This is a genomic window from Roseobacter sp. CCS2 (assembly GCF_000169435.1).
GTDB lineage: Bacteria > Pseudomonadota > Alphaproteobacteria > Rhodobacterales > Rhodobacteraceae > Yoonia.
The window spans coordinates 32,736-59,352 of the sequence record NZ_AAYB01000005.1; the positions used below are offsets into that span (position 1 = coordinate 32,736).

The following is a 26,617-nucleotide window of genomic DNA, read 5'->3' on the forward strand; positions in this document are numbered from 1 at the left end:
ATCTTAAAAATAGTTTTGTACGCACGGAACTAACTTACTATGTATGCGTTTGGTTCCAACAAAATACTAAAAAGGTAAAAAAATGCACGATATCGCACCGGAGACAACGTTTTCCGATCTTCTCGCGGCAGAATTGCCATACTTGCGTCGCTACACGCGTGCGTTGACGGGGTCGCAGGCACGGGGCGACAAATATACAGTTGCCACGCTTGAGGTAATCCTGAAGGACCGAAGCGATTTTGACAACGACAACCCGATGAAAGTGAACCTTTTCAAGTGTTTTCACGCCATTTGGGCATCATCCGGCCAATTGTTTACCGACCCGGACGATGATTTGCGTGGGCGTGCCCATGGCCTTTTGTCCAAGCTGACTGCGAACTCACGCGAAGCGCTTTTGCTGCGCACGATTGAGGAATTCAGCATCGCAAACATCGCAAAAATTATGGATGTGGACGATGACGAGGTGCGCCGCCTGATCACGACAGCCAATAACGAACTGTCCCAAAGTGTGCAGGGCCGGGTGATGATTATTGAGGATGAACCAATTATCGCCGCAGACCTGACCGATATTGTTACCACACTTGGCCATGACGTAACCGGCGTGGCACGGACCCACACCGAAGCGCTGGCGCTGGGCGACGAACAAGAACCGGATTTGATTTTGGCTGATATTCAGCTTGCAGATAATTCGTCTGGCATTGATGCTGTGAATGATCTGCTTAAGAAAATGGATGTGCCGGTGATCTTTATCACGGCATTCCCGGAACGGTTGTTGACCGGTGATCGTCCGGAACCGGCATTTCTCATCTCAAAGCCATTTCAGGAAGCGCAGGTTCAGTCTGCGGTCAGCCAGGCCATGTTCTTTGCGTCAACTGCGACGCTCAAAGGCTGAGGCACAGGAATGTCGACTGATCCCGGGCAGGGGGCGGTTGTGACGCCTTCTGCGCGACAAAACCCACCTGTTTTGCCAAGCCTGACCGAAATAGTTGAAAAGGTCATCAAAACCGGCGAAGCGGAAGTGGTTACTGTCCGCGATGTCATAGACGCGGTTGGTGACGCAAGCTTTGCGCCGGTCCTATTGTTGCCAGCGTTGGCGGTGGCCACCCCATTAAGCGGGATACCCCTTTTTTCATCCTTGATGGGATTAATGATCGTACTCATCTCGCTACAAATGCTGTTGCGACGTGATAGGTTATGGCTCCCCAAATGGATTTTGCGACGCAATGTCAAAGGCGATGTGGTCAGCAAGGCATTTGCATATTTAAGACCGGCAGCCGCTTGGTTGGATGATCGTACTGACAAACGGTTGCGGTTGTTTGTAAGGCGTCCAATGATTTTCGTCCCACAAATGGTCTGCGCAATCTCTGGCGCCTGCATGCCATTGTTGGAATTCATTCCATTCACATCCTCGATCATGGGTATTGGTGTCGCCTTGTTGGCGCTTGGGATGTTGGCACGCGATGGGCTTGCCTTGCTGCTTGGCATGGTGCCTTACAGCATTATTTTCTATCTCATTTTTACAGGAATTACCTGAAATAAGGTCCCCCGTAGCGTAATCGCTACAGGACCTAAGCTTTTTCAGTTAGCGGTTAGCGGATTGAGTATTACATCGCTTTTTTGCTGCTCTCGACCACAGATCAGATGTGATGTCTTGTGGCTCACTGATGACATCAGCTTTGTATGTCATTTGATACTCTTCTGTAATCTTATTGACATTGATGAATGTCAGCCGCGCAATGCTCGCACGACAATTGTCACCAAGAAAAGCACCAGGAAAACGAAGAACAGAATCTGTGCGATGCCAGCCGAAGCTGAAGCGATACCGCCAAAGCCGAATATGGCTGCAATGATCGCAACTAACAGAAATGCGAGTGCATAATATAACATGGTTTACTCCTTATTCCAGCTTGGGCACCGTGGATCAGCCACAGCACACTTCGCGAAATTAACGGGCAAAACTGTAAAGAGTTCCATAAACGTCTGATGCAACCAAATTGCATTACCCGCGTTGGACCATCAGCCAACGTCAGACCAAGGGAAATCAAATGTCACATGATACAAAGCACACGAAAGCCCCGCCATCGATGAACAACTTAACTTTGAAGGGGTGCTGAGGTTACGTGGTCGACTGCCGCGATCACCATGTCAGTTGTGAAAGGCATTTCTACGAAAGTCGAGGGGACATCTAAATCTTCTACAGCGCCAATCGTCACAATATGACTGCCACGGGTCGCAGCAGTCTGTACGACACGTTTGAAATCATCGTCTCCGATAAAGAGCGTATTTTTTACAAACATTGTCGTATCGGGCCCACACTGGTGGATCGCCGCGCCAATCTCTTGCAGCGACGCACCGGCGGTCACATGGCAGCTTGGAAAACGCTGGATCAGCGCCCCTTCCAAATCCATGGCAACAACCGGGTCAGGTTCCAAAATGATAAAGGTCTTAGACATATAGCTCCCTCAGACCGACAAGAATTAACATGCCGTAAATGACGCCGCATTAATCTATGACATAAGGAGACGAAAAAGTTGGCGACAAAATGTGAACATTGCCCCTTGCGTAAACGTGATCTTTTTACCGATATGTCTCGTGATGAGGTGGCCGCGATGCAGCGTTTCAAAGTCGGCGAACTTGTCGTGGATCAAGGCGCGCCAATCCTGATGGAAGGTTCCAACAGCCCACAGCTGTTTACGGCGCTTCATGGCATGGGGCTGCGTTACAAATACCTTGAAAATGGTAAGCGACAGGTCGTGAACCTGATCTTGCCCGGTGACTTCATCGGACTGCAAGCAGGCGTGATGGGCGAAATGGGGCATTCGGTCGAGGCCACAACCAAGATGACGTTGTGCGTTTTCAACAGATCTGCAATCTGGAATTTCTTTAAAGACAATCCCAAACGTGCATTTTCGATCACATGGTTGGCCGCTGTCGAAGAACACTTTTTGGGTGACGCGCTGGCGGCGGTCGGACAGCGTGATGCACTACAAGCAGTTGCTTGGGCGCTGACCAAGGTGTTCTTGCGCGGTCAAGCACTCAATCTCGTCAACAACGGCCAGATGCCGTTCCCTTACCGCCAACAAGATCTGGCTGATGCATTGGGATTGTCGCTTGTTCATACAAACAAGACCCTCGCGACCCTAAAGGGCCGCCAGCTTGCGCATTGGTCAGACGGCGCATTAAGCATCACTGACATTGATGCGCTGGCAGACATCGGGTTGTTGGATGATTGTAGCGTTGAAAAACGCCCGATCCTTTAATTTTCGCATTTACTGCTGAATTGTGGGAACTTTTGTCGAAGGCGTTTGTTGTCTTTCCGTAACCTAATTGAAGGGAATGATAAAATGAAAATGATGTCAGTAATCGCAGTCGTCGTCGCAGCCGTTGCCATCGGTTTTGGTGTATATATGATCGATATCGACCAGACCGAAGAAGGCAGTCTGCCTGACGTTGATGTATCCGTCGAGGGTGGCAATATGCCAGAATTCGATGCCGATGTTGGTGATATCGAAGTGGGCACAGAAGAGGTCACTGTTGAAGTACCAACGGTGGATATCGAAAGCCCAGAAGAAGACGAAAGCTAAGAATAGCTAGAATACATGCCGCGATCAGCATTGGTTGCGGCATGTATCATTGAAAGGAGACACGATGACACAGAATGCAGCAATCGAAAAAGGCCTTGCTGACAACAAGGGCACATCCGCGAAGGCGATGAAAGACCAAGCCGTGGAGAGCATTGAGCAGAGCGTTGAAGTTGCGCAGGAAAAGATCGCCGAAGTGACAGAGCAAGCAACTGATGAGATCCAAAAGCTGACTGAATCCGGCACAAAATTTGTCCGTGAAAACCCCGGTGCCGCTGTAGCCGGCGCTTTGGGCGTAGGTATCTTACTTGGGTTGGCATTGCGCGGTCGCGACTAACATCGACGCGCTTGAAAAAAAAGCCGCTGCAAATTTTGCAGCGGCTTTTTTTTGGTGGTTTAGACGATGCTTAGGTTCGTTCACCATCCTGCCTAACTGACAACAACAACCCACCGTCTGCACTCTGCCCACTTTGAATATTTGCAGGTGGTAACGTCATATGATCGCCATCAAACGCCGCTACTTCGATCACGTCACAAGTTGTAAGGTCAGGGCGCAAAGCAACATCGCTGACATGGCCGATATCAGCTACATGCGCCCGAACGGCGTGGCCTTTCAGATCTGTGAACCAAACGCCGCCACCTTCAATCGGTGCCTTTACCTTTTCCGGACCAGTACGTGCATTAAAAAGCGCAGCAATCAAACTTGGTGACATTGTATTCCCGAAAGGGCCGATCAATGTGCTGGGCAGCGCTGTCGGGTCGACATCAACCGATGTGCGCCGGATCGAAGCATCAATCCGTTCCGCAATATCCTCTGCCGATGCGCTGATTTCGATCTTGTCGTCCACCAGGTTCAGAACCGTGGGACTTAGCAAAATGGTGGCTGTTGCTGCGGGTGCGGTAATTTCTGCTAGGAAATACGCAGCTTCCTTAAGCGACTGATCAAACACGATATCCGTGATTTTTCCGGCAATATCAGGATCTGTCGTGTGGTGCAGGTCATGCCCGATAAGATGGGTGGCTTTCATAATTCAGTATTCCTATTATTGCAGAACGACAAAGGGCTGGCCCGAGTTTGGCCAGCCCCTTTGTATGATCGCATAGTTTGATCATTGATCAGTTCTTGTTGAACAATTGATCAAGCTCTTTTTCGACCTCGAATTTGGCCTTGCCGTATTTTTCGCTGATCAGACCGACCAACTGTTCACGTTCGCCCTTGGCCTGTTCCATCTCGTCATCGGTCAATTCGCCGTATTCTTCACGCAGCTGACCTTTGGCTTGTGTCCAGTTTCCTTTGATTTGTTCCCAGTTCATCTGAAATCTCCTTTGTTCATCGGTGCCTTTCGGGATGGTCTTTGCCAGGCTAGCGAGGGGACGACACCGTGCAATCCCGTCGTGATATATGGCAAAGTGTTAGTCTGATAGTTGTGTCGCTACCATCTGATCGGTCCGCTCCATCTCAGCACGCAGAACCGCCACGTTTTTCTTGTGGCTTTTGAATGCGAAATCAAAAATGTCGCCCACCAATGGCACTGACCCAAGGGTCAGGTCCAAACCGGTGTTCCACGCCATCCGCCCCAGCGCGCGTTTGCGCATGCCAGCGCGATATCCGTCTTTCATCATCAAAGCGGCCGGGATGACCGTAATAGCATCACCAACCCCCGGTATCAGGCCAAGGATCGAATCCCAGCCAACGGGAAGACCGAAGATACTGAATTTAGTGTCTAACGCATCGGCCCAGCGTTCATATTTCTCAAGATCAGGGCGCACTTTAACGACGCGCAATAATGTAGACGGCATGCACGATGCCCGGGATATAGCCTAGCAGCGTCAGCAGAATATTAAGCCAGAATTGACGTGAAAGGCCGACCTCAAGAAAAACGCCCAAGGGCGGCAGAATGACGGCAACGATGATACGTAGCAGATCCATAACGTGTTCTCTTTTTATTTGCTGTTACTTGTTAACGCCGCGAATGCCCTTTCGTTCCCTTGCCATTCTATGGGAACCAACAGCGCTACGCGGCGTTATCTCTTTGAAACAAGGAATGAAGAGGAGACAACAAATGTCAGACACTTCCGATCTCAGCCGTTATGCAACAGAACACGTCAAAGAATTGGGTACGCAGGCAAAGGCCGCGGCCAAGCAAGAGGCGGTCGCACAGGCCGACCAGATCAAGGATACAGCCACAAGCAAGATGCAGGCAGCCGCTGATTCAGCCGATGCCGCCGCGCGCGAACTTGATCCCGCATCACCGCAGGCGCAAGCCGTGCAACAAGTGGCAGATCGCATCGAAGATGCTGCCGTGAAATTGCGCGATGCCGATATCGGTGAACTTGCCGGTCAAGTGACTGATATGGCGCGCCGTAATCCATTATTGTTTATTGGCGGAGCAGCTGTTGCAGGTTTTGCCGCCGCACGTTTTTTGAAAGCACGTGAGCCTCGTACGATGACTTATGCGCACAGCACCGACCCTTGGTCATCGCGTCTGGAGCGTATGAACCAACCAGACGCCGACGGTCGCGTGAATGGAGAGCGGAACTATGGCTAAGCACCCATTACAAGACGCGCCGTCGCTTCTGGTGGATTCTTTGCGCCAGTTTACGTCACTTATTCAAGGCGAATTGCAGCTGGCACGTGCCGAGATGTCACGCATTGTAACACGGGCTGGCATTGGCATCATGTTCATTGCAATCGCAATGTTGATGGCGCTGGTGTCGCTTAATGTGTTGGCAAGCGCGGCAGTGGCTTACATCGCTGCAAATGGCGTGTCTGTCGGGCTGGCTGCATTGATTGTGGGTGGCATTTTGCTGATCACAGCAATCGGTTTTGCAATGGCTGGCAAATCCCGCCTAAGTGCTGATGCCCTGACACCAGAGCGTACAGCAGACAGTTTGCGCAGCGACATTACAGCGATCAAGGAGGCATCAAATGTCTAACATCGACGAAATTTCAAAACAGGTTGAAGCTGACCGCGCCCGCCTAGCAGGTACACTGGACGCATTGACCGATACGGTAAAACCACAAGCTATCGCACAAGAAGCAACGACCGCCGCAACCGACATAGGCGGTGATCTGGCGCTGAAAGCGTGGAATGCATTGCGCGACCAGCCTGCCGGTGGCCTTTTAGTTACAATCGGTATGGGTTTGCTGGCCGCAGGGTCACAGCGCCGACCGCTGCCTGTATCCAGACCGCAAACTACGGCAAATCATCCTCATGAAGCGATGGATGGTTTTGATGACCGTGTTGCCGCAGCTGACGTGGCGATGCGTGAAAACATGACCGGCGAGATAGAGCCGCAACCACAGGCATCCAAGCTGAAGTCAGCGTTGAATACTGGCTTGGATCAACTGCCGCCAAACGCCCGCAGACGCGTTGTAAAAGCACGCGAAGCTGCAATCGCCGCCCAAGAAAGCATTGAGCGTCAGACACGTGTGGCTGCACGCAAAACCAAAGGTTTCGTTTACGAACAGCCGCTGACCGTAGGCGCGCTTGCGCTGGGCTTTGGTATACTTGCCGGGTCGTTGCTGCCTGGAACGCGACGTGAGGATGCTTTGCTGGGTGCGCGTCGTGATGCACTGATGGCTGATGCGCGCAACGCGTTGGAAGAAGAAATGTTGAAAGCCAAGGCACAGGCTGAAACCGCATTGGCAGATAAAGTCGGTACAACGCCTGCAAAACTTCGCGCTTAGTCAATAAGTAGAATGAATTGAAAGGGGTGGCGTATAACGCCACCCCTTTTTGCTGTCTTATTCGACCGCGACATCGTCAAGCAGTTTTCGATAGTCAAAATCCAAATGCACGGGTGTGCCTGCATCACGTATGCGGGCGATGTCTTTGGTCACTTCATCAGGCAGGTCGGCATCACTGGGGCGGCGCAATATCACCTGATTGATCCGCCCGGCATGCCGCACGACAATATCTGCATAGATATGCGGATCATGCTGGCCAGTATCGCCCACCAACGTGAAGGCCAGATACGGATTTGCCAGCAGCACCTTTTCGATAGCATCGGTTTTGTGATCTCCATGGGTGCCGGTGATGAACTGCGTGTCCGAGATCCCCAAATCGCGCAGGAAAAACGGGCCGCGCGGTACGCCCGTTCGCAGAAAAATCGCCTGCAAATAGTCGTACAAATTCCATGGCGACGAACTGACGTAGAAAAAACACGCGTCATGTTCTGCGAACTGCTGCAATAACTTGATTGCATCGGGAAAGATTTCTCGGGTGTGAACGTTGCCTGTGGATGATGTCCACAAATTGCGTAGCAATGAAAATGCGCCAGTGCGCAGCAAAGTGTCGTCAATATCGGAAATCACGCCGAAACTGGCGTCATGGCTGGAAAGAATGGGAACATGATGCGTTTCTGCGGCACCTTCTGCCTGAATCTCAACGATCTGAGGTATGTTTGGCGCTGTGGCATCAAGCGTGAGGAAGAAAAAGCCTTCTTCGTCAGTTACAGTGCGTGCCTGGCCATCCGTCGTTGTGATGACAACATCGCGTAATTCGTCAGTATAAAATAGATTAAGAAAATCAGTAAAGTTTCGCCAGATTGATTGGGGCCCTTCTGCGCTGATGGCGCGGGCCTTGGCCAAGACGCGACCCCTTATGATGATCTGTGTTGCGGTGGTATATCCACCATAACAATCGATAATCGGATCATCGCGGGCGGGGCCGCGTCTGACTTTGTCGAAAGTACGCTCAACCGTGTGGGTCATGCGCGCAAGGGCAAGTTTAGCAGCCATGCGTCTGTCTTATACGTCTGCTGGTTTGCCGTCGGATGGTTTATCAGCGGCGAGTGTTGATTTCTCGGCGTTGTCATTTTCCATCCGTGCTTCGGTCTTCCGTTTACTGACAATCGCTATCACAACGAAGGCCAATAAAGTGAAGAGCGCCAGCAGGATGACGATAAATCCGGTATCCATTGGGGTCTCCTTTTCTCATTAGTCTGATGAACCAACGCGAAAGACCCTGTGCAGTTCCCTCAAGGTGGCTAGGGGAACCAACCACCCCGCTTTGCGTTATCATTTCAAGTCGAACGCAAAGAACAGGAGGCATATCATGCCAATGGAAAATCTCGAAGATGTCTATCATGATCAACTGCAAGATCTATGGAGTGCAAACACACAAGCTGTCGATGTCGTCACCCAACTGGGCCGCGCCGCGAAAGACAAGGACCTGTCCGAGGCGTTGATCGCCGGGGTGAACGGCATGAACGATGGCCTGCAAAAACTGGCCGAGATTTGTAATACGCACGATATCAAACCCAATGGCGAACACTGCAAAGGCATGGAAGGCCTTGTGGCTGAAGCAAAAGCCCACGTGCTTGACGCCGATTTTGGTGATGACGCCGTGCGCGACGCAATGATCATCACGCAATACCAGCGCATGGTACATTATGCGCTTGCTGGTTATGGCTGCTTGGTCGCCTTTGCCAACCGCCTGGGTCACGATGACGATGGCGCGGTGCTGCAAGAATGCCTTGATAATACCTACGACGGCGACCGCACTATGACGGACATCGCCAAAGGTGGCATCAATAAAGCCGCAGCCTGAACCCCAAACATCTAGGAGACCCGCCATGTCCCGCGGCCGGAACGCATCATCCCCATCCGATATTCCTGGCAAGGGCTGGAAAGATATTGCCCTGCGTTTGAAAGACGAAGTCAGCGAAGATCGGGTTGGTCTGATCGCCGCGGGAGTGGCTTTTTATGGATTGCTGGCGCTATTTCCTGCGATCACAGCAATTCTTGCCATTGGCGGGCTTCTGGTTGAACCGAACCAGATCATTGAACAACTCTCAGCATTGGCCGGTATCGTCCCAGAGGCCGCCATGACCATTATCACAGAGCAAGCAACAGCAGTTGCGGGATCGCGCGAAGGTGGTTTGGGTCTTGCTGCACTCTTGGGCATCGGATTGGCGATTTATTCTGCGTCCAAAGGCATGGGAAGTCTGATGGACGGTATGAATGTCGCTTATGACGAGATCGAAGAACGCGGATTCATCCGACTGAAACTGGAAACTCTGGGCCTCACCCTGCTTCTTATTATTGGTTTACTGATTGGCCTTTCTGCAATGATCGCAGTCCCGGTTGCGATCAACGCGCTTAGTCTTGGTGTGGTAACAGAAACACTTGGCACAGTTGTTGTTATTGCCGTACTTTTGGGTCTGACGCTTGTCGGCCTTGCTGTGCTTTACAGGTACGGGCCGTCACGCGATGCGGCAGAAATGCAATGGGCAACACCCGGTGCAATTGCAGCCTGCTTTCTTTGGCTGCTAGGGTCTGCTGGCTTTGCCTTTTATGTTGCAAACTTTGGATCCTACAATGAAAGTTTCGGCGCTTTGGGGGGCGTTGTTATCCTGCTGATGTGGCTATGGATTTCTGCATATGTCATCATCCTTGGTGCTGAACTAAACGCAGAGATGGAAGCGCAGACCCGCCACGACACAACCGTTGGCCAAGACAGACCAATGGGGTCACGCGACGCGGAAAAGGCTGATAACTTGGGCGATCGACAGCATAGCTAGCGTTTGTGATCATAGCTTAAGTTGGCCTGAACTTGGTGTAAGTGACGAAAGCCAATTCTAATATTCTACCCACGTTACAACACGCGATATCTGACGATAAAAAAGAGTAATAACGATGACTTATTCAAAACTTATTCCGCTACTTACCCTAGCTACCGTTGCTGGCTGCGCCAGCCCAGAGCCGCAGGAACCAAACGGAGTGCCTGACGCGGTGATTGCGATCGCAGACCCCAGACAAAACCTCGCGACAGCAAGGCTGCGCGAGGCTGATAATTGTTATTGGTACGAATACGCGGGCCCGGTCGAAACAACGTTATTACCACTCAAATCAATCGAGGGCCGCCCTATCTGCGCGGGCTAGCTTGTCGCTGTAACCAATCGTTCCGTACTGTAAAGATGGGCACGCCCACCTGTGCTGACGTTGGTATATAGATCGTTGATATGGGCCATGATCATGCGCACACAGCCAGAACTGGCGCGGCCGCCGATTGTCCAAGGTTCATTCGTGCCGTGAATGCGTAGATATGTGTCACGGTTCCCTTCAAACAGGTAAAATGCACGCGACCCTAGCGGGTTTTGCGGGCCACCGGGCATGCCGTCCGCAAAGCGTTCATAAACCTCTGGCTCGCGCGCGATCATATCTGCTGTGGGCGTCCAACCCGGCCAACGTGCCTTGCGGCGAATGGTATAAACACCGGGTTCATAAAGGTTGCCTTTGGCAATCGCTACGCCATAGCGCATCGCTGTGCCGCCTGGTTCAATATGATAAAGATAGCGCGCAATAGGATCGACGTGGATGTCACCGGGGACTAGGCCAGCGTTGGCTTCAACGCGGGCCGGCAAAAAGCGCGGGTGAATGTCCCATGGGTTTGTCGTTTCCGGGATATAACCATCCGGTGTCACCTGCGCATCCCAGCGCGCCCAATTGCTGCGATCCGCCATAGCGGGTTGAGCTGCAAATGCGGGCAAAGCAGCCGCGCCAAACAGCGCAGATGTGCGTTTCAGAAAATGGCGTCGGTTCAACATTGGTGTCTCCTCGCAAAATATTGCAAGAGGTCAACGCCTAGGCCGCGCCTAACGTTCCGCGTCTGATGTCAAAACCGGCAGTAGATGCGGATCCAACTGATCCACGATCCGGTAAGCATCCTCGAAATTATTGGCGCCAGCGTAAGCACCGGGAAATGCCACACATGCAATGCCGGCGGCAGTTGCGGCTTGCATTGACACAGCAGTATCTTCGATTGCAAGGCACTGATCGGCGTTGACAGTCAGTGCTGTCATGGCACGATAATAGATCTCGGGATCTGGCTTTGACTTGGCGACCTCATCAGCATCACCAACAAAATCGAACGTACTGCGATGCAACGCGCCTTCCAAGGCATCAAATATCGCGCATATGTTGTTATTCGACGTTGTTGTTGCGAAGCCCAGCTTCATATCCTGTTCTTTGGCAAACCGGATCAGCGGCAGCACACCGGGGCGCGGTTTAAGACCTTCTTTCACCATCATTTCGTTAAAAATCTCGGTCTTGCGATTGTGTAGCGCGCTGGCAGATACATCTGCATCCTTGGCATTTGCATAGTCAGCAATGCGCTGCCGCCCTCCGGATTTTTTCAAAAGTGAAATATATTCTTCCTCTGACCAGTGCCAATCAAGGTCTGCCTCTGCGAAAGACTGATTAAAGGCCTCGCGCTGCATGGCAGAGGTTTCAACAATCGTTCCGATTGAGCCGAAAATAATGGCACGTTTGTCCATGTCAGAAATTCCTTGTCAGAAAAGGCCATCGCGGGCCACGGTTGTTTGCGCTGATCTCTTGCGGCGCACCAAGAATGAACGACTGGTGTTAGCGTAAGTTCCGTTTGATGCGAAAGAAACTTCTTTTGGATGTGCGGGAACGAATTTGGATCGGCTGGGTTCAGTTCACATAACAGGCCATGTCCCGGTCTATTTGCTGGCTTATCCAGCCTGCTGAAATCTGCTGCATCTCCCCGTTGAAGCAGATTTCAGCAGCTCAAGCCCCCGGCCACTAACTTTGGCACACATGAGGATATCGCAACCCACGCATTCCGTATGAAAGAATTGCCAATGCTAACGCGATCTTTCTGCCGTAATGCACCTATAGTTTCAAATATGATGGGTGACGTGTGATACTGCGACATCCGTTTCGCAATTTGTGAAAGAGCAGCGATGGCAGAGTGGCATAGTTTTCTGGATTTTGGCATGTCGCAAACCGACTGGTTTGTCAGACTGATCTTTGCACTGCTGGCCGGTGCGATCCTCGGACTTGACCGCGAAGTGCGGCACCGCCGGATCGGGATCAGAACTTACATGATGGTGTCGCTGGGTTCCGCAGCATTCACGATCGTATCGTTTGAAATGTCAACGAACATGGTCGCACAGGGGCTTGCAGCTGATCCAACGCGGGTGATCCAAGGGTTGGTTGGCGGCCTGGGGTTCCTTGGAGCAGGGGCCATTATCCAAGGCGACCAAAAAGTCGGGGGTATGACGACAGCAGCCAGCCTTTGGGTGGCAGGCGCGCTTGGCTTGGCAGCTGGCGCAGGGTTTGGAATGTTTGCCGTGGCCTGCGCCATTCTTGCTGCATCGCTGCTTGCAGCCAGCCGGTTTATGGAAAAACGCGGTGCAGACGACCGACCTGACGCCAGCTGAAAGTCTGGCTTTTTTAAACCTTATCACGAAAATAAGACGGTATCAGGGTGCGATCAGAACTGCCTGATACCTTTGGAAGTAGCATATATAGAAAAGAAATAGTGTCCAAGAGAGGCACGAATACATGTTTCTTCCAGTTCCACTTTGTTTCGTTAGCGCACATAGCTGCCATAACAACATAGTATTTGATCTTGCCGTCTGTTTCACTAAGCATCACGATATGCGGGGTTATTCCCCAGAAATTAGGGATATTCGGGGAATGAATTGACTAGCAAAGCTGGCACCAAATGTTCTAAAGACCACGACGGTCGGGAAGCATGCCGACGCTGGAGGTCCTTACCTTTTCATCACAAGACGCGATGCAAAAGGACACGCTAAGGGCAGTTGGATGTTCCGTTACACTTTTTTGAAGAAACGGTGCGAACTGGGACTTGAATCAGTTCGGTCCTATACACTTGCACAGGCAGAAATAAAGCGAGATCGATGGCGTGATTTGATGACCGACAAGCGTACCCAAAGATAATACGTAGGCATCGGCGAGATGACCCCGATACAGAAATTGAAAGCAACTTGGATTCTAATGACGGCCTCATCAAAAATGGGGTGGGTTACAGCACCATCGGCATCAGGACTTAAATAACAGCGAAAGGCGCAGCACCCACCCTTTCAGGCGCCGCTTAGTAATCCGGCATTTCATCTGACGCTTTGCGCACGATCGCTCCGATTTCCATCAACTCTTCGCTTAACGGGTTGGTTTTGCGCCAGACCATTCCGATGGTGCGGCGCGGCGGTTGATTGGGAAACTGCTGCACAGAAACATCCGCCGAGCGGGTTTCAAAGGGTCGTGCCATTTCAGGGATCAAGGTCACCCCGATCCCCGCACTGACCATACGCACCAAGGTCGAAAGCGAGCTGCCTTCCATGATGTTGCGTGCACGCGTCCCGGTGGAATTGCAAAACGACAGGGCCTGATCGCGAAAGCAGTGTCCTTCCTCCAGCAACAACAGCTGCATCGCTGGCAGCGCTGATGCATCAGGAACAGGCAGGGCGGCATCACCTGCCGGGCGGACCAAGAGAAATTCTTCATCAAACAAAGTGAATTCCTGCAAATCAGGTTCCGAGACAGGCAAAGCGACGATGGCAACGTCCAGCCGCGACGCAAGGATTTCGTGTACCAGCGATTGCGTGATGGTTTCCTTGGGTTCCAGCGAAAGGTCAGGATAGCGCACCGAAAGCGCGCCGATAATCTTGGGCAAAAGATAAGGTGCCACCGTCGGAATGACCCCAATGCGCAGACGTCCCGAAAAAGGGCTGTCGCGCTTGCGCACCAAAGCATCGAGGTCTTCGATCCGGTGCAGAATATCGCGGGCGCGCAGTAAAAAATCTTCGCCCAATGCGGTCAGGCGGATTTGCCGTGCGGCGCGTTCGACCAAGGGACCGCCCATGACCCCTTCCAACTCCTTGATCTGCAAAGACAAGGCTGGTTGCGAAATCATGCAGGCATCTGCGGCACGCCCAAAGTGGCCGTGATTGGCCAGCGCTTCAAAATAACGCAGGTGTTTGAGCGTCAGTGACTTCATTTGCAAAACTTATCATTGGTATTTGTAGAATGTATTGGAGCTTATTCTTGAATCATTCTAAACGGGACGCAAGCACCGAAAATCATCGACAGAGGAGAGATCTCATGGACGGCAATCCGATCAATCACAAAACGGGTGGCGGCTGCCCCGTTATGCACGGCGGCAATACGGCGACCGACAACGCAGTGACCAAATGGTGGCCCGAGGCGTTGAACCTCGACATTCTGCATCAGCATGATCGCCGTACCGATCCGATGGACGAAGGGTACAACCACCGCGAGGCCGTCAAAGCGCTGGATTTCGAAGCGGTGCGCGCTGACGTTGAAACGCTGTTGACTGACAGTCAGGATTGGTGGCCTGCCGATTGGGGGCACTATGGCGGTTTGATGATCCGTCTGGCGTGGCACTCTGCCGGGTCGTACCGTTTGGGTGATGGTCGCGGTGGCGGCGGTGGCGGTAACATCCGCTTTGCGCCGTTGAATTCCTGGCCCGATAACGCCAGCTTGGATAAGGCGCGGCGTCTGCTTTGGCCGGTCAAAAAGAAATACGGCAATGCGCTTTCATGGGCCGATCTGATCCTGCTCAGCGGAACCGTGGCGTATGAAGCGATGGGTCTGAAAACCTTTGGTTTCGGTTTTGGTCGCCAAGATATCTGGGGCCCGGAAAAGGATGTTTACTGGGGTTCTGAAAACGAATGGCTAGCCCCGTCGGAAAGCCGCTATGGCGATCTGGACACGCCCGGCACAATGGAAAACCCGCTCGCGGCTGTGCATATGGGTCTGGTCTACGTGAATCCTGAAGGTGTGAATGGCAACCCCGATCCGGCACGCACAGCCCTGCATATCCGCGAAACCTTTGCGCGCATGGCGATGGATGATGTGGAAACAGCGGCACTGACTTGCGGCGGCCACACAGTGGGCAAGGCGCACGGTGCCATGACTGATGACAATATCGGCGCAGAGCCGGAAGGTTGCCCTGTGCACAGCCAAGGCTTTGGTTGGAGCAATCCCGATCAGGGCGGCAAGGCAAGCATGGCCTTTACATCCGGGATTGAGGGCGCGTGGTCGAAAGAGCCGTTAAAGTTCGACATGGGCTATTTTGATTATCTGTTCGGCTATGAGTGGGAGCTGACCAAATCACCTGCCGGGGCCTATCAATATCAGCCTGTGGATATGCCAGAGGAAGAGAAGCCGGTTGATCCGACAGACGCAGCTGTGCACCGCATGCCGATGATGACAGATGCGGACATGGCGATGAAAGTGGACCCGATCTATAACGAGATCTGCCAAAAGTTCATGGCTGACCCGGCATTCTTCTGCGATGCTTTCGCCCGTGCGTGGTTCAAGCTGACCCACCGCGATATGGGACCGCGCGATAACTACTATGGCCCATTCGTGCCTGACGAAGAACTGATCTGGCAAGATCCGATCCCGGCTGGCAACACCGGCTATGATGTTGATGCGGTGAAGGCCAAGATCGCAGAAAGCGGCTTGAGTGCCGCCGAGATGATCACCACAGCCTGGGACAGTGCACGCACATATCGCGGCTCTGACAAACGGGGCGGCGCCAATGGTGCCCGCATCCGCCTTGCCCCGCAAAAGGACTGGGCCGGCAACGAACCAGAGCGGCTGGCCAAAGTGCTGGGCATTCTAGAGCCTATCGCCGCGAATGCCGGTGCATCCATCGCGGATGTGATCGTTCTTGCGGGCAATGTTGGGCTTGAACAGGCAATCAAGGCTGCTGGCTTTGCCGCGGACGTGCCTTTCACGCCGGGCCGTGGGGATGCGACCGATGCACAGACCGACGCTGACAGCTTTTCCGTGCTTGAACCATTGGCAGATGGATTTCGCAATTGGCAGCTGAAAGAGTATTCAGTTTCACCCGAAGCTATGATGCTGGACCGCGCACAACTGCTGGGACTGACAGCCGCAGAGATGACGGTTCTGGTGGGTGGTATGCGCGTGCTTGGCACCAACCACGGCGGTGGTCGCCACGGCGTGTTCACCGACCGTGCAGGCCAATTGACGACAGATTTCTTCGTCAACCTGACCGATATGGGGATGACATGGCATCCAGTTGACGGTGGCACATATGAATTGCGTGATCGTGCCACAGGTGCTGTCAAGTTCACCGCCACAAGCGCCGATCTGGTGTTCGGATCAAACTCGATCCTGCGCGCCTATGCCGAGGTGTATGCCCAAGATGACAACGCCGAAAAGTTCGTGCGTGACTTCGTTGCGGCATGGACCAAGGTGATGAACAATGATCGTTTCGATCTTGTCGCGTAAATGATCTTTGCACCCGGGCGGTTACAAATCGCCCGGGTGCAATCAATGCGTAGGGCAGTGAGGTCCGCCTAACGCGGGATGCCGCCGCTTTACGCGCACTTACAGCCGTCATCCAAAATGTGTTGAACTGTCTTTGCGATGACATGCACGTTCTGGCCGCGCTGGTCGAACGTTTGACCAGCCGTCGATCCAGACCAAAATCTGGCGACACCATCATGGTAGGGTCGATGACGGGCAAACACATAGATATCTATGCCTTTGTTAAAGGCCGGTTCGGGGTGCACTCGAAAACCTGCTCAGATATTGCCAATCCCATAGCGCCATCGTTGACAGCCAATCCATGATACAGTGATCGCGACTGCAATGCTTGGTTCAAGTAATCACAAAGCACCCCTGATCGCACCGACGGATCAAACACCCAGCGTTTCGAGGTGATGACATGACGCCATATGGCCGGATAATACCGTGGACAATTGTGGCGCGTTTTGTCTGCACAGATCGGTGGCATGCGGGCACCTTGGATGGAAATGACAACCCGTTGGTGGGTCCAGCGGAGATGGGATTTCACCGCGGATCGGTGTAAAGTCTTGTTTGCGTTGATCAAGCCGCGGCACCTGATCAAGAAGTGCGCGCGTATATGGATGGCGCGGAGTGCTAAAAATATCATCTGTTGGCGCAATCTCTACGATGCGTCCCAAATACATGATGGCCACCCGATCCGTGATATGCTGCACCACGCTCAGGTCATGGCTGATAAAAAGATAAGTCAGCCCAAGGTCTTCGCGCAGGTCCGCAAACAGGTTGATGACCTGCGCCTGAATTGACACATCAAGCGCTGCGATGGCTTCGTCACAGACCAGAAAACGCGGTTTGACGGCCAGCGCCCGTGCGATCCCGATCCGCTGACGTTGACCACCCGAGAACTGATGCGGATACCGCCGCTTCATAACCGGATCAAGGCCGACCTTGCGCATCAGGTCATCAACAAAATCCGATGTTTCAGATGCGCCAGACACCATCTTGTGCATGCGGGGCGCTTCGCTGATGATATCTTCGACGCGCATACGCGGATTCAGGCTGGATGATGGATCCTGGAAAATCATCTGGATATCCAGATTGGCGCGCCGTTTGTCCTGCGCGCTTAGGTCGTTTATCGGCGTGCCGTCCAAATGCAGCTGGCCCGCGCTGGGCGGATGAATACCGGCAACCACACGGCCAAGTGTGGATTTGCCACACCCGGATTCGCCCACCAGACCCAGAACCTCGCCCGGCATGATTGACATGCTGACATTATCAACAGCATGCACGGTTTCTTCGCGAATGTTTGCGCCAAGCCGTGCTGCGATCTTGCCGGCCGCATCCAGTTTTTTAGTGAAGCGTTTTGAGACGTTTTCAATTTCCAGGATCGGGGTCATTTGGCTACCTTTACCGCTTCTGGAACCGGATTATGGCACCGGAACTTTTGTGTACATGATTGCGACATGCCCGGTGCCGCAGCGCAGACATCAACCGCGCGGTCACATCTGGGACCGAATGCGCAGCCCCGAGGCAAAGCCAGCATATTGGGTGCCATCCCATCAATCTGAAACAGGCGCGCCCCGCGTTTGTTGGCTGATGGCACAGACCCCAGCAATCCGTAGGTATAGGGATGACGCGGGTTATCGATGACATAATCCGTTGGGCCATGTTCGACAATTCGGCCTGCATACATCACTGAAATCTGATCTGCTATTCCGGCGACCACGGCCAGATCATGACTGATCCAGATCATGGCAGTGCCGGTTTGGCGGGTCAGTTTCTGTGCTTCATGAATGATCTGCGATTGTATCGTGACATCAAGTGCGGTTGTCGGTTCATCGGCGATGATCAAATCTGGCTTGTTCAGAAATGCAATCGCAATGGCGACGCGCTGGCGCATTCCGCCAGACAACTGGTGCGGATAGGCCTTGAGCCGTTCATCAGGTGCAGGGATCCCAACCATGCCAAGTGTATCGCGCGCGCGTTCGCGTGCGGTCGTGCGGCTGACTTTCTCGTGCGCTTGAATGGCTTCGATCATCTGAACGTCGATCCGCAAAACAGGATTAAGCGTCATCATCGGGTCCTGAAAAATCATCGCGATCCGATTGCCACGCAGGTCCTGCCATGCGGTTTCGGAAAGTTGCGACAGATCACGCCCTTTGAAACTGATGCGGCCACCGGTCATGCGTCCAGGTGCATCAATCAGGTTCATGATCGAAAAACCAGTGATTGACTTGCCTGACCCGCTTTCGCCGACCAGCCCCAACACCTCACCACGGTTCAAACTGATATCGACGCCATCAACCGCTTTGACGACCCCTGCCCTTGTGAAAAAATGGGTGCACAGACCTGTGACCTTTAGAATTTCGGTCATTTCTTCATCCTTGGGTTCAGCACATCGCGCAGATGGTCGCCGACCAGGTTGATCGACACAACCGTCAGCAACAGGGCCAGACCGGGAAACACCGAAATCCAGTAGCGGCCCGACAGCATGTATTCGAAACCATTGGCGATCAACACGCCAAGGCTTGGCTGGGTTTGCGGCAGGCCGACACCCAGAAATGACAGCGTTGCCTCAAGCGAAATCGCACTGGCGACCTGAACCGTGCCCACAACAATCAACGGTCCCAGACAGTTCGGCAGGATATGCCGAAACATGATCCGCGCCTTGGATAGCCCCAGACAAATCGCGGCTTCGACGTATTCCTTGTGCCGCTCAACCAGTGCTGTCGCCCGCACGGTGCGCGCGTAATAGGCCCATTGGGACACGACAAGCGCGAGGATGATTTTATCCACCCCCTTGCCCAGCAGCGCCACCAACATCAATGCGACAAGCGAGGCCGGAAACGACAATTGCAGATCGACAAAGCGCATAATCAAAGTTTCGACCCGCCCGCCCACATAGGCCGCAAAAAGCCCCACGAATGTGCCGATAAAAAGGGCAATTACGCCAGAGGCCACACCAACGGCAAGCGAGATACGCAACCCATACAGAATGGCAGAAAACAGATCACGCCCCGACCCGTCAGAGCCTAACCACATGGTATATCCCGAAAACGCCTCTTCCCCCGGCGGCAGTCGCGCATCCATGACGTCAACTTGCGCAAGATCGTAAGGGTTTTGCGGGGTGATCCACGGTGCCAGTAACGCCAACACCACAACGATGCCTAACGTTATCAAGGCGCCAACAGCGATCTTGCTTTCAAAAAACTCAGCCCGGAATTGGGCAAAAGGCGTTTCAGCTTTCGCAGGCACGGGGGCGATGATCTGTGTGTCGGTCATTATGCACCCTGCTCCTGAAGCCGGACGCGGGGGTCAAGAATAGAATAAAGGATATCGACGATCATGTTGATCAAAACAAAGAACAAGACGATGATCATCAGGTAAGCCACGACAATTGGCCGATCAAGCTGCAAGATCGCGTCGATCAACAGCTTACCCATGCCCGGCCAGGCAAAAATTGTTTCCGTCACTACGCTGAACCCGATCAGACTACCCAGCTCAAGCCCCATCACGGTCACGACTGGGATCAGAATGTTTTTCATTACATGCACAAGGATCACGCGGCGCGGCGACAGGCCCTTGGCGCGGGCAAATTTGACATAGTCTTGTCCCATCGCCTCGCGGACACCAGCGCGGGTCAAACGGATCGCGAGCGAAATTTTCAGCAGCGCGAGGTTCAGTGCAGGCAGCATGATATGCGATAGGCCATCACGGGTTACCAAGCTGGTTTCGAACCATAAAAACGTACCTGTATCGCCGCGCCCAGTGGCAGGCAGCCATTGCAGATGGACCGCAAAGAGCATGATCATCATCAAGCCGACCCAAAACGTCGGCAGTGAAAAGCCCAAAATTGACCCCGCCATGATCCCTTTTGAGATCGGACTATCAGGATACAAACCGGCATAAAGACCAAGGGGAATGCCGATCGCCACGGCAAGGAACAGGGCAGTGAAAGCCAGTTCAAGCGTTGCTGGCATATGCGACAGGATCAGCTTGAGAGCAGGTTCACCAAAGATAAACGAGCGCCCGAAATCACCTGTTGCCGCACCCTTGATAAACGCGAAATATTGTTCATGGATCGGGCGGTCCAGCCCAAGCCTGCGAATGGCGGCCTCCATTTCGGCCTGATCGGCGTCGGGGCTGATCAACATTGCCACCGGATCACCGATAACATTGACCCCGAAAAACACGATGATCGACATCAAGAATACGACGACCAGTGCCTGCATCAGGCGGCGGATAATAAAGACAGTCATTTGAAAACCTTATAAATTGACGCGGGCCACCGGGAGAGGGAACGCAGCCCGCGCCAGAGGGATCAGTCCTTCGTCACGCTCATCGCCAGCGTGTACTCATCCGTGCGTGGCACGTAGGAAAGCCCGTCCCGTGCAGCCCAGGTATTGACCTGAAAATGCGTCGGAATAACCGCAACCGTTTCAATCGCCATTTCCATGGCCTGCGCAAGCAGATCCTGACGGGCGGCATCATCAACCGTGGCAAGAGCCTGTTCAATGATCGCGTCAATCTCGGGGTTCGAATGACGGCCACGATTGGACGATCCAAAACCGCGTTCGCTGTCATATGTGTGTACCAAAGACCGCAGTGGCGATGACGCTTCGCCGGAACCCGCGCCCCAGCCTACAAGGATAAAGCTGAATTCAGGTTCGCCTTCCGGTGATCCACTGGACGCACGCGAAAAATAGACGGAACGCGGCATCGTTTCGACTGATGTCTTGATCCCAACGCGCGAGAACATCTGACCCAACGCTTCCGCGATGCGGGCATCGTTGATGTAGCGGTCGTTCGGGCCATGGATTGTCATGGTGAAACCGTCCGGGTAACCCGCTTCGGCCAGCAAGGCGCGCGCGCCCTCAGGGTCATATTCAACAGGTTGCAGGTTTGGCGAAATACCAAAGAAGCCTTCGGGCAACAACTGGCCTGCTTTGATCGCAGTGCCTTCCATGACACGGTCAACGATGGCATCGCGGCTGACGGCCATGCTTAGCGCTTGACGCACACGGACATCACGCAGCGGGTTTGGAATTTCCTCACCATTGGGTCCGGTGACAAAGGGCGATACATCGCGGAATTGATCCATATGCAGATAGATTACGCGGTTGGATACACCTTGGCTTAGCGAAATATCGTCGTTGTTTTGCAGGGTCGCAATATCCGTCGTAGGAACACCGGAGATCATATCAACATCACCCGACAACAGGGCGGCAACACGGGTTGGACCGGATTTCAAGAAACGATAATCAACCGTTTCAAACTCAGGTGCCGCATCCCAGTAATCATCATTGCGCTGCAATGTCAGGTTTTCACCGGGGGTAAAGCTGGCAAAACGGTAAGGGCCGGTACCAATCGCGGCAGATCCATCGTTAAAGTCTGCTGTGGTTGCGGTGCAACCCGTGTCGTCGGAAATAATCGCAACGTTCGCGATGTCGTTTGGCATCAACGGGTAAGGCGCTTCGGTCTTGATATGGATTGTGAAATCATCAATCCGTTCGACCGTCTTACCCTTGGTGAACGTGCCATAGCTTGACGGGCTGTCAGGTACGTTTGGCGCGCGCTCAAACGTGCAGACCACATCATCGGCGTTAAAGGCGCTGCCATCGTGGAAAGTCACACCTTCGCGCAACTTGAATTCCCATGTCAGATCATCAATCGGGGCCCAGGACACTGCCAAACCCGGCATCTGCTGCTGGTTTTCATCACGTTTGACAAGGTGGTCAAAGATATGGGTCGCGATTGCATTGTTCGGCCCGACATTGTGAAAATGCGGATCAATCGAGGTCGGCTCTGCGGCAAGGCCAATTGTCAGCGTCTCGGCTGTGGCACTTTGCGCCCCTGCGACGAGAACAGCGAACGGAAGCCCGGCTGCCAAAATAAGATGTTTCAAAGTTTTCTCCTACAGTCGGTGTGACGAACGGCGACAGCCCCGCAGGGCCTTAGGCGGTCCATTGCCAAATACGCTACTCGCATTTTTTTCATTAACAAGTTCATATCCTATGCGGTTTTGCATAGACCTATTCAGGCAACAATATGGTGGTTGGCGACAGTATGAAGGAAAAGAAGGCATGACATCGCATCGATACAGACTTCGAGAGTTAGAAGCGCTGCGCGCATTGGTCACCAGCGGTACAACCGTGGGTGCAGCCAGACGGTTGGGTGTTTCGCAATCAGGGGTCAGCCGCGCGATTTCGCAACTTGAAGCGCGGGTGGGACGAACCCTGTTCATGCGGCGCAACGGACGGGTCGAAGCCACTGAAGAAGCCTTGCGGCTTAACGGGCGTCTGGACCCGATTTTCGATACGCTGTCAGAAATTGAAGGCGCCAAATGGGCCGCGTTGGATGACACACCACTGCGCTTGGCCGTCCCACCCAGCCTTGCCCATCACTTTATCATGCCACGCATCGCCCGGTTTATCGAACAAAACCCGAAATATCGCATTCAGTTCGATATTCAGGCCAGCGAAAACATCGTCACCGGCATCCTTGAAGAACGTTTCGATCTGGGCCTGACCAGCACCATGGCGCAAAGGTCCGGCGTCACCCTGATCCCGTGGCGAACCTCATCCATCGTTTGCGCCATGCCGGAAGGCCATGTTCTGGCGCAGCGCGATATCGTGACGGCCAAGGATCTGGACGGCCAAAGCATGATCACCTTTTTGCGCCGTCTGGGCACACGGGCGGCCACCGAACAAATCTTTGCGCAGCATGGGATCGCCCCGCGCGAGGTCGCGGCAACGGCAAGTAACGTATCCGCGCTTGAACTGGTGCGCGAAGGGCTGGGGCTAACCTTGCTCAATCCGTTTCCGATCCTGTCAAAAGGATATCCCGGCATCATTGTGCGCCCGTTTGATGCGGCCATCACCTATCAAACTTGCTTTGCAGTGCCTGCCGGCCAACCGGCGACAACCGCTGCGCGCCAATTCATGAATTTTATTCGTATCACCACACCAAGAGACAGCTACTCAACAGACGGCTGAAACCGTCACCGGCCAACCCCAAGGATCAGGCAGAATGCAAAAAATCGACATCCCCAATACCTACCCTATCGAAGTCGCAGCGCCTGACATCTCAGCCTATGCAAATGGCAATACCGGCATTGATTATGTCTGGACCTTTGACAGCGGCCAAGACGGCCCACATGCGATGATCAGTGCGGTTGTTCACGGTAATGAACCAGCGGGGGCCATTGCGCTGGACTGGATGCTGCAAAAGCAGGTCCGCCCGTTGCAAGGTAAACTGACCTTGGCCTTTATGAATATCGCTGCATACGAAGCATTTGATGCAAATGATCCAAATGCCAGCCGCTGGGTCGAAGAAGACATGAATCGGGTCTGGGATACAGATGTTCTTGATGGCCCACGCGACAGTATCGAATTGCGGCGCGCCCGCGCCGTCCGGCCCGTGCTGGAAGATGTCGATTATCTGTTTGATATCCATACGATGCAGCATTTGGCCCCGCCCTTGATGATGACAGGGCGACACCAGAAAGCGATGCATCTGGCCGCACAGATTGGTATTCCTGAACGGGTGGTTGCTGACTTTGGCCACAAAGCAGGACGGCGCATGCGTGATTTTGGTGCTTTCGACGATCCAACGTCACAGCGCGCCGCACTGCTTATTGAATGCGGCCAGCATTGGCAGGTATCGGCGGGGCATCTGGCGCGCGAAAGTGCACTGCGCTTTCTTGCAACACTGGGTTTGATCGATTTGGCCAGTTTTGGCGTTCAGTCAGACGCGATGCCACCGCAGCGCTACTTTTCAGTAAGCGAAGCCGTAACGATCGCCACCGACGATTTTCGCTTTTCCGAAAACTTCATGGGCGGCGAAATCATCCCCCACGCGGGGACCTTGATCGGACACGATGGGGATGTCCCGGTGCATACACCAGCAGATGACACGATGCTCGTCATGCCGTCCAAACGCCTTTGGCGCGGCCAGACCGCAGTGCGACTAGCGCAATCGGTGACTTTGGATCGGTAAATGTACAAAGCTTACCGCAGGTTAAATACTTGTTTGAGTGTCTGAAAATGCGTCATTCTCAATAGTCACTTTCGGGTCAGCATACCGCGCCTCAAGCATTTCCATCTGCACAAAGACTGTAATGGCACCGGCCGATCCGTCACACTAGCCATCGCACGTTGAAAGGCGTGGCGTTCACGGCTTGGACATGGTCAAGGATGGGGCGGTGATCAAGGGTCGCCTATTCCCGCATTTCTGCACACAGCTAATCAAGCGCTACGCTTCAGTGCATATCGGTTTATTTTCTTTTTTCGCGCCAGATTATGATGCCAGTCATGGCAGCTATTCCGCCAATAATTGCGAAGATTAGTGAGCCGGTCGACCACATCAGGCCAAGTACCATGGCTGCAAAGAGAAGTGATAACGCGTGATCGGTTCTGTTTGACCATTGGCGCGCCAGGAAACCAGGTTTAGGTGCTGCGCTTTCATCTGTTGTTTGCCAGACGGGATGGTGCCAATGCGCATTTGGGGGGAAATCGTCTGATTGACCGGCCAACATAACCTCTTGGACTGGTTTTGGTTGTTCAGGAATAAATTCCAGATAGCCGGGCCACAAAGGTTCTATCTCAAAGCTGCTAACCTGTTTGCGCAGCTCTTCGATAAGGCTGTCCATATCCTCACTTGCCTGCGCCATATCGAATGTGTCCATGACAATATAGGGCGATGTCGTTTTTTGAATGTAGTCCAGAAAGGCATCATAAAGCGCTGCATATTCTGAACCGAGTGTGTTGAGCAGTTTGATCCTGCGTGCCTTGGCGCGCGAAACGCCCGTTTGAACACTTACCCCCAAAAACGGATATTTGAACGGTGCGCCTGTCCCGTCATCATTTTCGCAAGTTTCTGCGCGCATTTGAATGTCATCTTCATTAAAGAGCGCGAGCCAGAATAACGGCAGATTATTCGCATGTAATTCAAGGGTATCGTCTGGCAGGTCTTCCGACCAAGTCGATATATCCAACGCGGGCATGCCAATGAGGGTGATACGAATGCTCATGCGCAGGTTCTAAGGGAATTGATAGCGAAGAACCATCTGCTGTAATGTCATAATTTGACTACAGGCCAACTTCTTGTACGAATTTCCCTGCCAACAACTGAAGCTTTCGCATTATATCTTTGCCAATGACCAAAATCCATATTCACGAAGACGATGAAGGCATGCGTTGCCTTTACCCGGTCGCAGCGATGGATGATGTGCGGCGTGACCTGCATAAAGCCGCACAGAATGCAGCGGAAAATCGTGCGGCTGATGGCGTGGGTTGGACGGACATACATACGATCGAAAATCCCGCCGCCAACTATCGCAGCCACAAGATAAAGGTCTCGGCGGTTGCGAACCAGCTGATCACCATTCTACCCCGGATTAAGTATTTCGAAGTAGGCGCTGGGCGCGGCAACCCGTTTCACAAGCTGCAAAAACGCGCCTATTGCTTTGGCTTTGGCAAACACCTGTTTATCAAGATAGAAACCCGCCTGCGATATGTTACCAATATCTGGTATGATGTGGGTGTGTGCAGCAATGATGAACTTTCAGCTTTGCGAAAAGCGTTTGAACTGATCGACGATATCACACCATCGATTATCGTAGATTATTGGGAAAGCACTTGTGGCCCCATTGGTCGTTCGGATTTCATGGATCAATATATCGCTGAACTAAGTTAGGGTGCTGTACGGAAAGCGATGTCTGACATTTTTACAAAAGTTGGGTGCTTTTGAGGAAGATCACTGTCAGCGAAAAATGGAACCTCTAGTCCTGCCATCGCGCATCTGTGGTGCGTCACGATCCATCCCTTTGAGGGCGGTAATGTCCGTATCGGAATATTCCAGCACCAATAAATCTGGCCGCGTGGTGTAAAGACGGCGCATGCGAACGCAGAACAAGCTATTCATTGGTGGCGGGATAGGTGGTGTTGCCCGTCAT

33 protein-coding genes are annotated in these 26,617 nt (G+C 53.1%); 16 read left to right on the plus strand and 17 right to left on the minus strand.

Going from position 1 to position 26,617, the window contains the following annotated elements; all coding sequences use genetic code 11:
* Positions 1-82 precede the first annotated feature (82 nt).
* Positions 83-892 (plus strand): response regulator, encoded by an 810-nt coding sequence (locus tag RCCS2_RS14435; RefSeq protein ID WP_008235485.1) that lies wholly within the window; start codon positions 83-85, stop codon positions 890-892.
* Between the two features lie 9 nt (positions 893-901).
* Entirely contained in the window at positions 902-1,534 is a 633-nt protein-coding gene (locus RCCS2_RS14440; RefSeq protein ID WP_008235486.1) for an exopolysaccharide biosynthesis protein, read from the plus strand.
* A gap of 191 nt (positions 1,535-1,725) precedes the next feature.
* Here the strand turns inward: RCCS2_RS14440 and RCCS2_RS18205 are convergent, their stop codons facing one another.
* Together RCCS2_RS18205 and RCCS2_RS14450 are read right to left on the minus strand one after the other, a co-directional pair.
* Positions 1,726-1,887 carry a DUF1328 domain-containing protein gene (locus RCCS2_RS18205; RefSeq protein WP_008235487.1) on the minus strand — a complete coding sequence of 54 codons (162 nt, stop codon included), beginning with the start codon at positions 1,885-1,887 and terminating at the stop codon, positions 1,726-1,728.
* A gap of 206 nt (positions 1,888-2,093) precedes the next feature.
* The gene (locus RCCS2_RS14450; protein ID WP_008235489.1) at positions 2,094-2,453 is read right to left on the minus strand and encodes a hypothetical protein; all 360 of its coding nucleotides are present in this window, start codon (positions 2,451-2,453) and stop codon (positions 2,094-2,096) included.
* A 78-nt stretch (positions 2,454-2,531) separates the two neighbouring features.
* On the opposite strand from RCCS2_RS14450, the gene RCCS2_RS14455 reads away from it, so the two are divergent.
* The 3 genes from RCCS2_RS14455 (at position 2,532) to RCCS2_RS14465 (ending at position 3,918) form a co-directional block, all read left to right on the plus strand.
* Positions 2,532-3,260 carry a Crp/Fnr family transcriptional regulator gene (locus RCCS2_RS14455; protein ID WP_037294265.1) on the plus strand — a complete coding sequence of 243 codons (729 nt, stop codon included), beginning with the start codon at positions 2,532-2,534 and terminating at the stop codon, positions 3,258-3,260.
* A gap of 84 nt (positions 3,261-3,344) precedes the next feature.
* Positions 3,345-3,584, plus strand: a complete 240-nt coding sequence (locus RCCS2_RS14460; RefSeq protein ID WP_008235493.1) for a hypothetical protein — start codon at positions 3,345-3,347, stop codon at positions 3,582-3,584.
* 64 nt (positions 3,585-3,648) lie between these two features.
* The gene (locus RCCS2_RS14465; protein WP_008235495.1) at positions 3,649-3,918 is read left to right on the plus strand and encodes a DUF883 family protein; all 270 of its coding nucleotides are present in this window, start codon (positions 3,649-3,651) and stop codon (positions 3,916-3,918) included.
* Between the two features lie 70 nt (positions 3,919-3,988).
* On the opposite strand, the gene RCCS2_RS14470 is transcribed toward RCCS2_RS14465, so the two are convergent.
* The 4 genes from RCCS2_RS14470 to RCCS2_RS18210 form a co-directional block, all read right to left on the minus strand.
* Positions 3,989-4,609 (minus strand): hypothetical protein, encoded by a 621-nt coding sequence (locus RCCS2_RS14470; protein WP_008235498.1) that lies wholly within the window; start codon positions 4,607-4,609, stop codon positions 3,989-3,991.
* 88 nt (positions 4,610-4,697) lie between these two features.
* Complete coding sequence (locus tag RCCS2_RS14475; RefSeq protein WP_008235500.1) at positions 4,698-4,895, minus strand: CsbD family protein; 198 nt, start codon at positions 4,893-4,895, stop codon at positions 4,698-4,700.
* Between the two features lie 99 nt (positions 4,896-4,994).
* A complete protein-coding gene (locus tag RCCS2_RS14480; RefSeq protein ID WP_156788568.1) occupies positions 4,995-5,381 on the minus strand; it encodes a DUF4112 domain-containing protein in 387 nt (128 codons plus the stop codon).
* The gene (locus tag RCCS2_RS18210) at positions 5,353-5,511 is read right to left on the minus strand and encodes a YqaE/Pmp3 family membrane protein (protein ID WP_008235503.1); all 159 of its coding nucleotides are present in this window, start codon (positions 5,509-5,511) and stop codon (positions 5,353-5,355) included. Before RCCS2_RS18210 ends, RCCS2_RS14480 begins: the two co-directional genes overlap by 29 nt.
* 133 nt (positions 5,512-5,644) lie before the next feature.
* Here RCCS2_RS18210 and RCCS2_RS17990 point away from each other — a divergent pair, with 133 nt between their 5' ends.
* Genes RCCS2_RS17990 through RCCS2_RS14500 form a run of 3 tightly spaced genes read left to right on the plus strand, consistent with a single transcriptional unit; the run spans position 5,645 to position 7,272 of the window.
* Positions 5,645-6,130, plus strand: coding sequence for a hypothetical protein (locus RCCS2_RS17990; RefSeq protein WP_008235505.1), 486 nt, complete (start codon positions 5,645-5,647; stop codon positions 6,128-6,130).
* Positions 6,123-6,518 (plus strand): phage holin family protein, encoded by a 396-nt coding sequence (locus RCCS2_RS14495; protein WP_008235508.1) that lies wholly within the window; start codon positions 6,123-6,125, stop codon positions 6,516-6,518. Before RCCS2_RS17990 ends, RCCS2_RS14495 begins: the two co-directional genes overlap by 8 nt.
* Positions 6,511-7,272 (plus strand): DUF3618 domain-containing protein, encoded by a 762-nt coding sequence (locus RCCS2_RS14500; RefSeq protein ID WP_008235509.1) that lies wholly within the window; start codon positions 6,511-6,513, stop codon positions 7,270-7,272. Before RCCS2_RS14495 ends, RCCS2_RS14500 begins: the two co-directional genes overlap by 8 nt.
* Before the next feature lie 57 nt (positions 7,273-7,329).
* Here the strand turns inward: RCCS2_RS14500 and RCCS2_RS14505 are convergent, their stop codons facing one another.
* Together RCCS2_RS14505 and RCCS2_RS18455 are read right to left on the minus strand one after the other, a co-directional pair.
* Positions 7,330-8,325: a phosphatase domain-containing protein gene (locus tag RCCS2_RS14505; protein WP_008235511.1), complete on the minus strand. Its 996-nt coding sequence runs from the start codon at positions 8,323-8,325 to the stop codon at positions 7,330-7,332.
* Between the two features lie 9 nt (positions 8,326-8,334).
* Positions 8,335-8,505 carry a hypothetical protein gene (locus RCCS2_RS18455; RefSeq protein ID WP_008235513.1) on the minus strand — a complete coding sequence of 57 codons (171 nt, stop codon included), beginning with the start codon at positions 8,503-8,505 and terminating at the stop codon, positions 8,335-8,337.
* Between the two features lie 136 nt (positions 8,506-8,641).
* Between RCCS2_RS18455 and RCCS2_RS14510 the strand changes: the two genes are divergently transcribed.
* Complete coding sequence (locus tag RCCS2_RS14510) at positions 8,642-9,136, plus strand: ferritin-like domain-containing protein (RefSeq protein ID WP_008235515.1); 495 nt, start codon at positions 8,642-8,644, stop codon at positions 9,134-9,136.
* A gap of 25 nt (positions 9,137-9,161) precedes the next feature.
* The gene (locus RCCS2_RS14515; protein ID WP_008235516.1) at positions 9,162-10,109 is read left to right on the plus strand and encodes a YihY/virulence factor BrkB family protein; all 948 of its coding nucleotides are present in this window, start codon (positions 9,162-9,164) and stop codon (positions 10,107-10,109) included.
* A gap of 357 nt (positions 10,110-10,466) precedes the next feature.
* On the opposite strand, the gene RCCS2_RS14525 is transcribed toward RCCS2_RS14515, so the two are convergent.
* Positions 10,467-11,135: a L,D-transpeptidase gene (locus RCCS2_RS14525; protein ID WP_008235518.1), complete on the minus strand. Its 669-nt coding sequence runs from the start codon at positions 11,133-11,135 to the stop codon at positions 10,467-10,469.
* A 48-nt stretch (positions 11,136-11,183) separates the two neighbouring features.
* Positions 11,184-11,864 (minus strand): HAD-IA family hydrolase, encoded by a 681-nt coding sequence (locus tag RCCS2_RS14530; RefSeq protein WP_008235521.1) that lies wholly within the window; start codon positions 11,862-11,864, stop codon positions 11,184-11,186.
* Between the two features lie 432 nt (positions 11,865-12,296).
* Between RCCS2_RS14530 and RCCS2_RS14535 the strand changes: the two genes are divergently transcribed.
* Both RCCS2_RS14535 and RCCS2_RS18855 read left to right on the plus strand, forming a co-directional pair.
* Positions 12,297-12,776 (plus strand): MgtC/SapB family protein, encoded by a 480-nt coding sequence (locus RCCS2_RS14535; RefSeq protein ID WP_008235523.1) that lies wholly within the window; start codon positions 12,297-12,299, stop codon positions 12,774-12,776.
* A gap of 277 nt (positions 12,777-13,053) precedes the next feature.
* Entirely contained in the window at positions 13,054-13,299 is a 246-nt protein-coding gene (locus RCCS2_RS18855; RefSeq protein ID WP_442852265.1) for an Arm DNA-binding domain-containing protein, read from the plus strand.
* 154 nt (positions 13,300-13,453) lie between these two features.
* Here the strand turns inward: RCCS2_RS18855 and RCCS2_RS14540 are convergent, their stop codons facing one another.
* Complete coding sequence (locus tag RCCS2_RS14540) at positions 13,454-14,356, minus strand: hydrogen peroxide-inducible genes activator (protein WP_008235525.1); 903 nt, start codon at positions 14,354-14,356, stop codon at positions 13,454-13,456.
* Positions 14,357-14,460: 104 nt separating this feature from the next.
* Between RCCS2_RS14540 and katG the strand changes: the two genes are divergently transcribed.
* Positions 14,461-16,644, plus strand: a complete 2,184-nt coding sequence (katG, locus tag RCCS2_RS14545; protein WP_008235526.1) for a catalase/peroxidase HPI — start codon at positions 14,461-14,463, stop codon at positions 16,642-16,644.
* A 410-nt stretch (positions 16,645-17,054) separates the two neighbouring features.
* Here katG and RCCS2_RS14555 read toward each other — a convergent pair whose 3' ends face one another.
* The 5 genes from RCCS2_RS14555 to RCCS2_RS14575 all read right to left on the minus strand — a co-directional run bounded on the left by RCCS2_RS14555 (position 17,055) and on the right by RCCS2_RS14575 (position 22,567).
* On the minus strand, positions 17,055-18,059 hold the full coding sequence (locus RCCS2_RS14555) for an ABC transporter ATP-binding protein (protein WP_008235530.1): 1,005 nt from the start codon (positions 18,057-18,059) through the stop codon (positions 17,055-17,057).
* Positions 18,056-19,036, minus strand: a complete 981-nt coding sequence (locus tag RCCS2_RS14560) for an ABC transporter ATP-binding protein (protein ID WP_008235532.1) — start codon at positions 19,034-19,036, stop codon at positions 18,056-18,058. Before RCCS2_RS14560 ends, RCCS2_RS14555 begins: the two co-directional genes overlap by 4 nt.
* Positions 19,033-19,944, minus strand: a complete 912-nt coding sequence (locus RCCS2_RS14565) for an ABC transporter permease (RefSeq protein WP_008235534.1) — start codon at positions 19,942-19,944, stop codon at positions 19,033-19,035. The genes RCCS2_RS14560 and RCCS2_RS14565 overlap by 4 nt, the downstream gene beginning before the upstream one ends.
* Positions 19,944-20,921, minus strand: a complete 978-nt coding sequence (locus RCCS2_RS14570; protein WP_008235536.1) for an ABC transporter permease — start codon at positions 20,919-20,921, stop codon at positions 19,944-19,946. Before RCCS2_RS14570 ends, RCCS2_RS14565 begins: the two co-directional genes overlap by 1 nt.
* Before the next feature lie 62 nt (positions 20,922-20,983).
* On the minus strand, positions 20,984-22,567 hold the full coding sequence (locus RCCS2_RS14575; RefSeq protein WP_008235538.1) for an ABC transporter substrate-binding protein: 1,584 nt from the start codon (positions 22,565-22,567) through the stop codon (positions 20,984-20,986).
* A 178-nt stretch (positions 22,568-22,745) separates the two neighbouring features.
* Between RCCS2_RS14575 and RCCS2_RS14580 the strand changes: the two genes are divergently transcribed.
* Both RCCS2_RS14580 and RCCS2_RS14585 read left to right on the plus strand, forming a co-directional pair.
* Positions 22,746-23,657, plus strand: coding sequence for a LysR substrate-binding domain-containing protein (locus RCCS2_RS14580; protein ID WP_037294268.1), 912 nt, complete (start codon positions 22,746-22,748; stop codon positions 23,655-23,657).
* A 34-nt stretch (positions 23,658-23,691) separates the two neighbouring features.
* Entirely contained in the window at positions 23,692-24,660 is a 969-nt protein-coding gene (locus tag RCCS2_RS14585) for a succinylglutamate desuccinylase/aspartoacylase domain-containing protein (RefSeq protein ID WP_008235562.1), read from the plus strand.
* A 277-nt stretch (positions 24,661-24,937) separates the two neighbouring features.
* Here the strand turns inward: RCCS2_RS14585 and RCCS2_RS14590 are convergent, their stop codons facing one another.
* Positions 24,938-25,693 carry a hypothetical protein gene (locus RCCS2_RS14590; RefSeq protein WP_008235564.1) on the minus strand — a complete coding sequence of 252 codons (756 nt, stop codon included), beginning with the start codon at positions 25,691-25,693 and terminating at the stop codon, positions 24,938-24,940.
* A gap of 125 nt (positions 25,694-25,818) precedes the next feature.
* Here RCCS2_RS14590 and RCCS2_RS14595 point away from each other — a divergent pair, with 125 nt between their 5' ends.
* Positions 25,819-26,358 carry a hypothetical protein gene (locus tag RCCS2_RS14595; protein ID WP_008235565.1) on the plus strand — a complete coding sequence of 180 codons (540 nt, stop codon included), beginning with the start codon at positions 25,819-25,821 and terminating at the stop codon, positions 26,356-26,358.
* Positions 26,359-26,617: the final 259 nt, after the last annotated feature.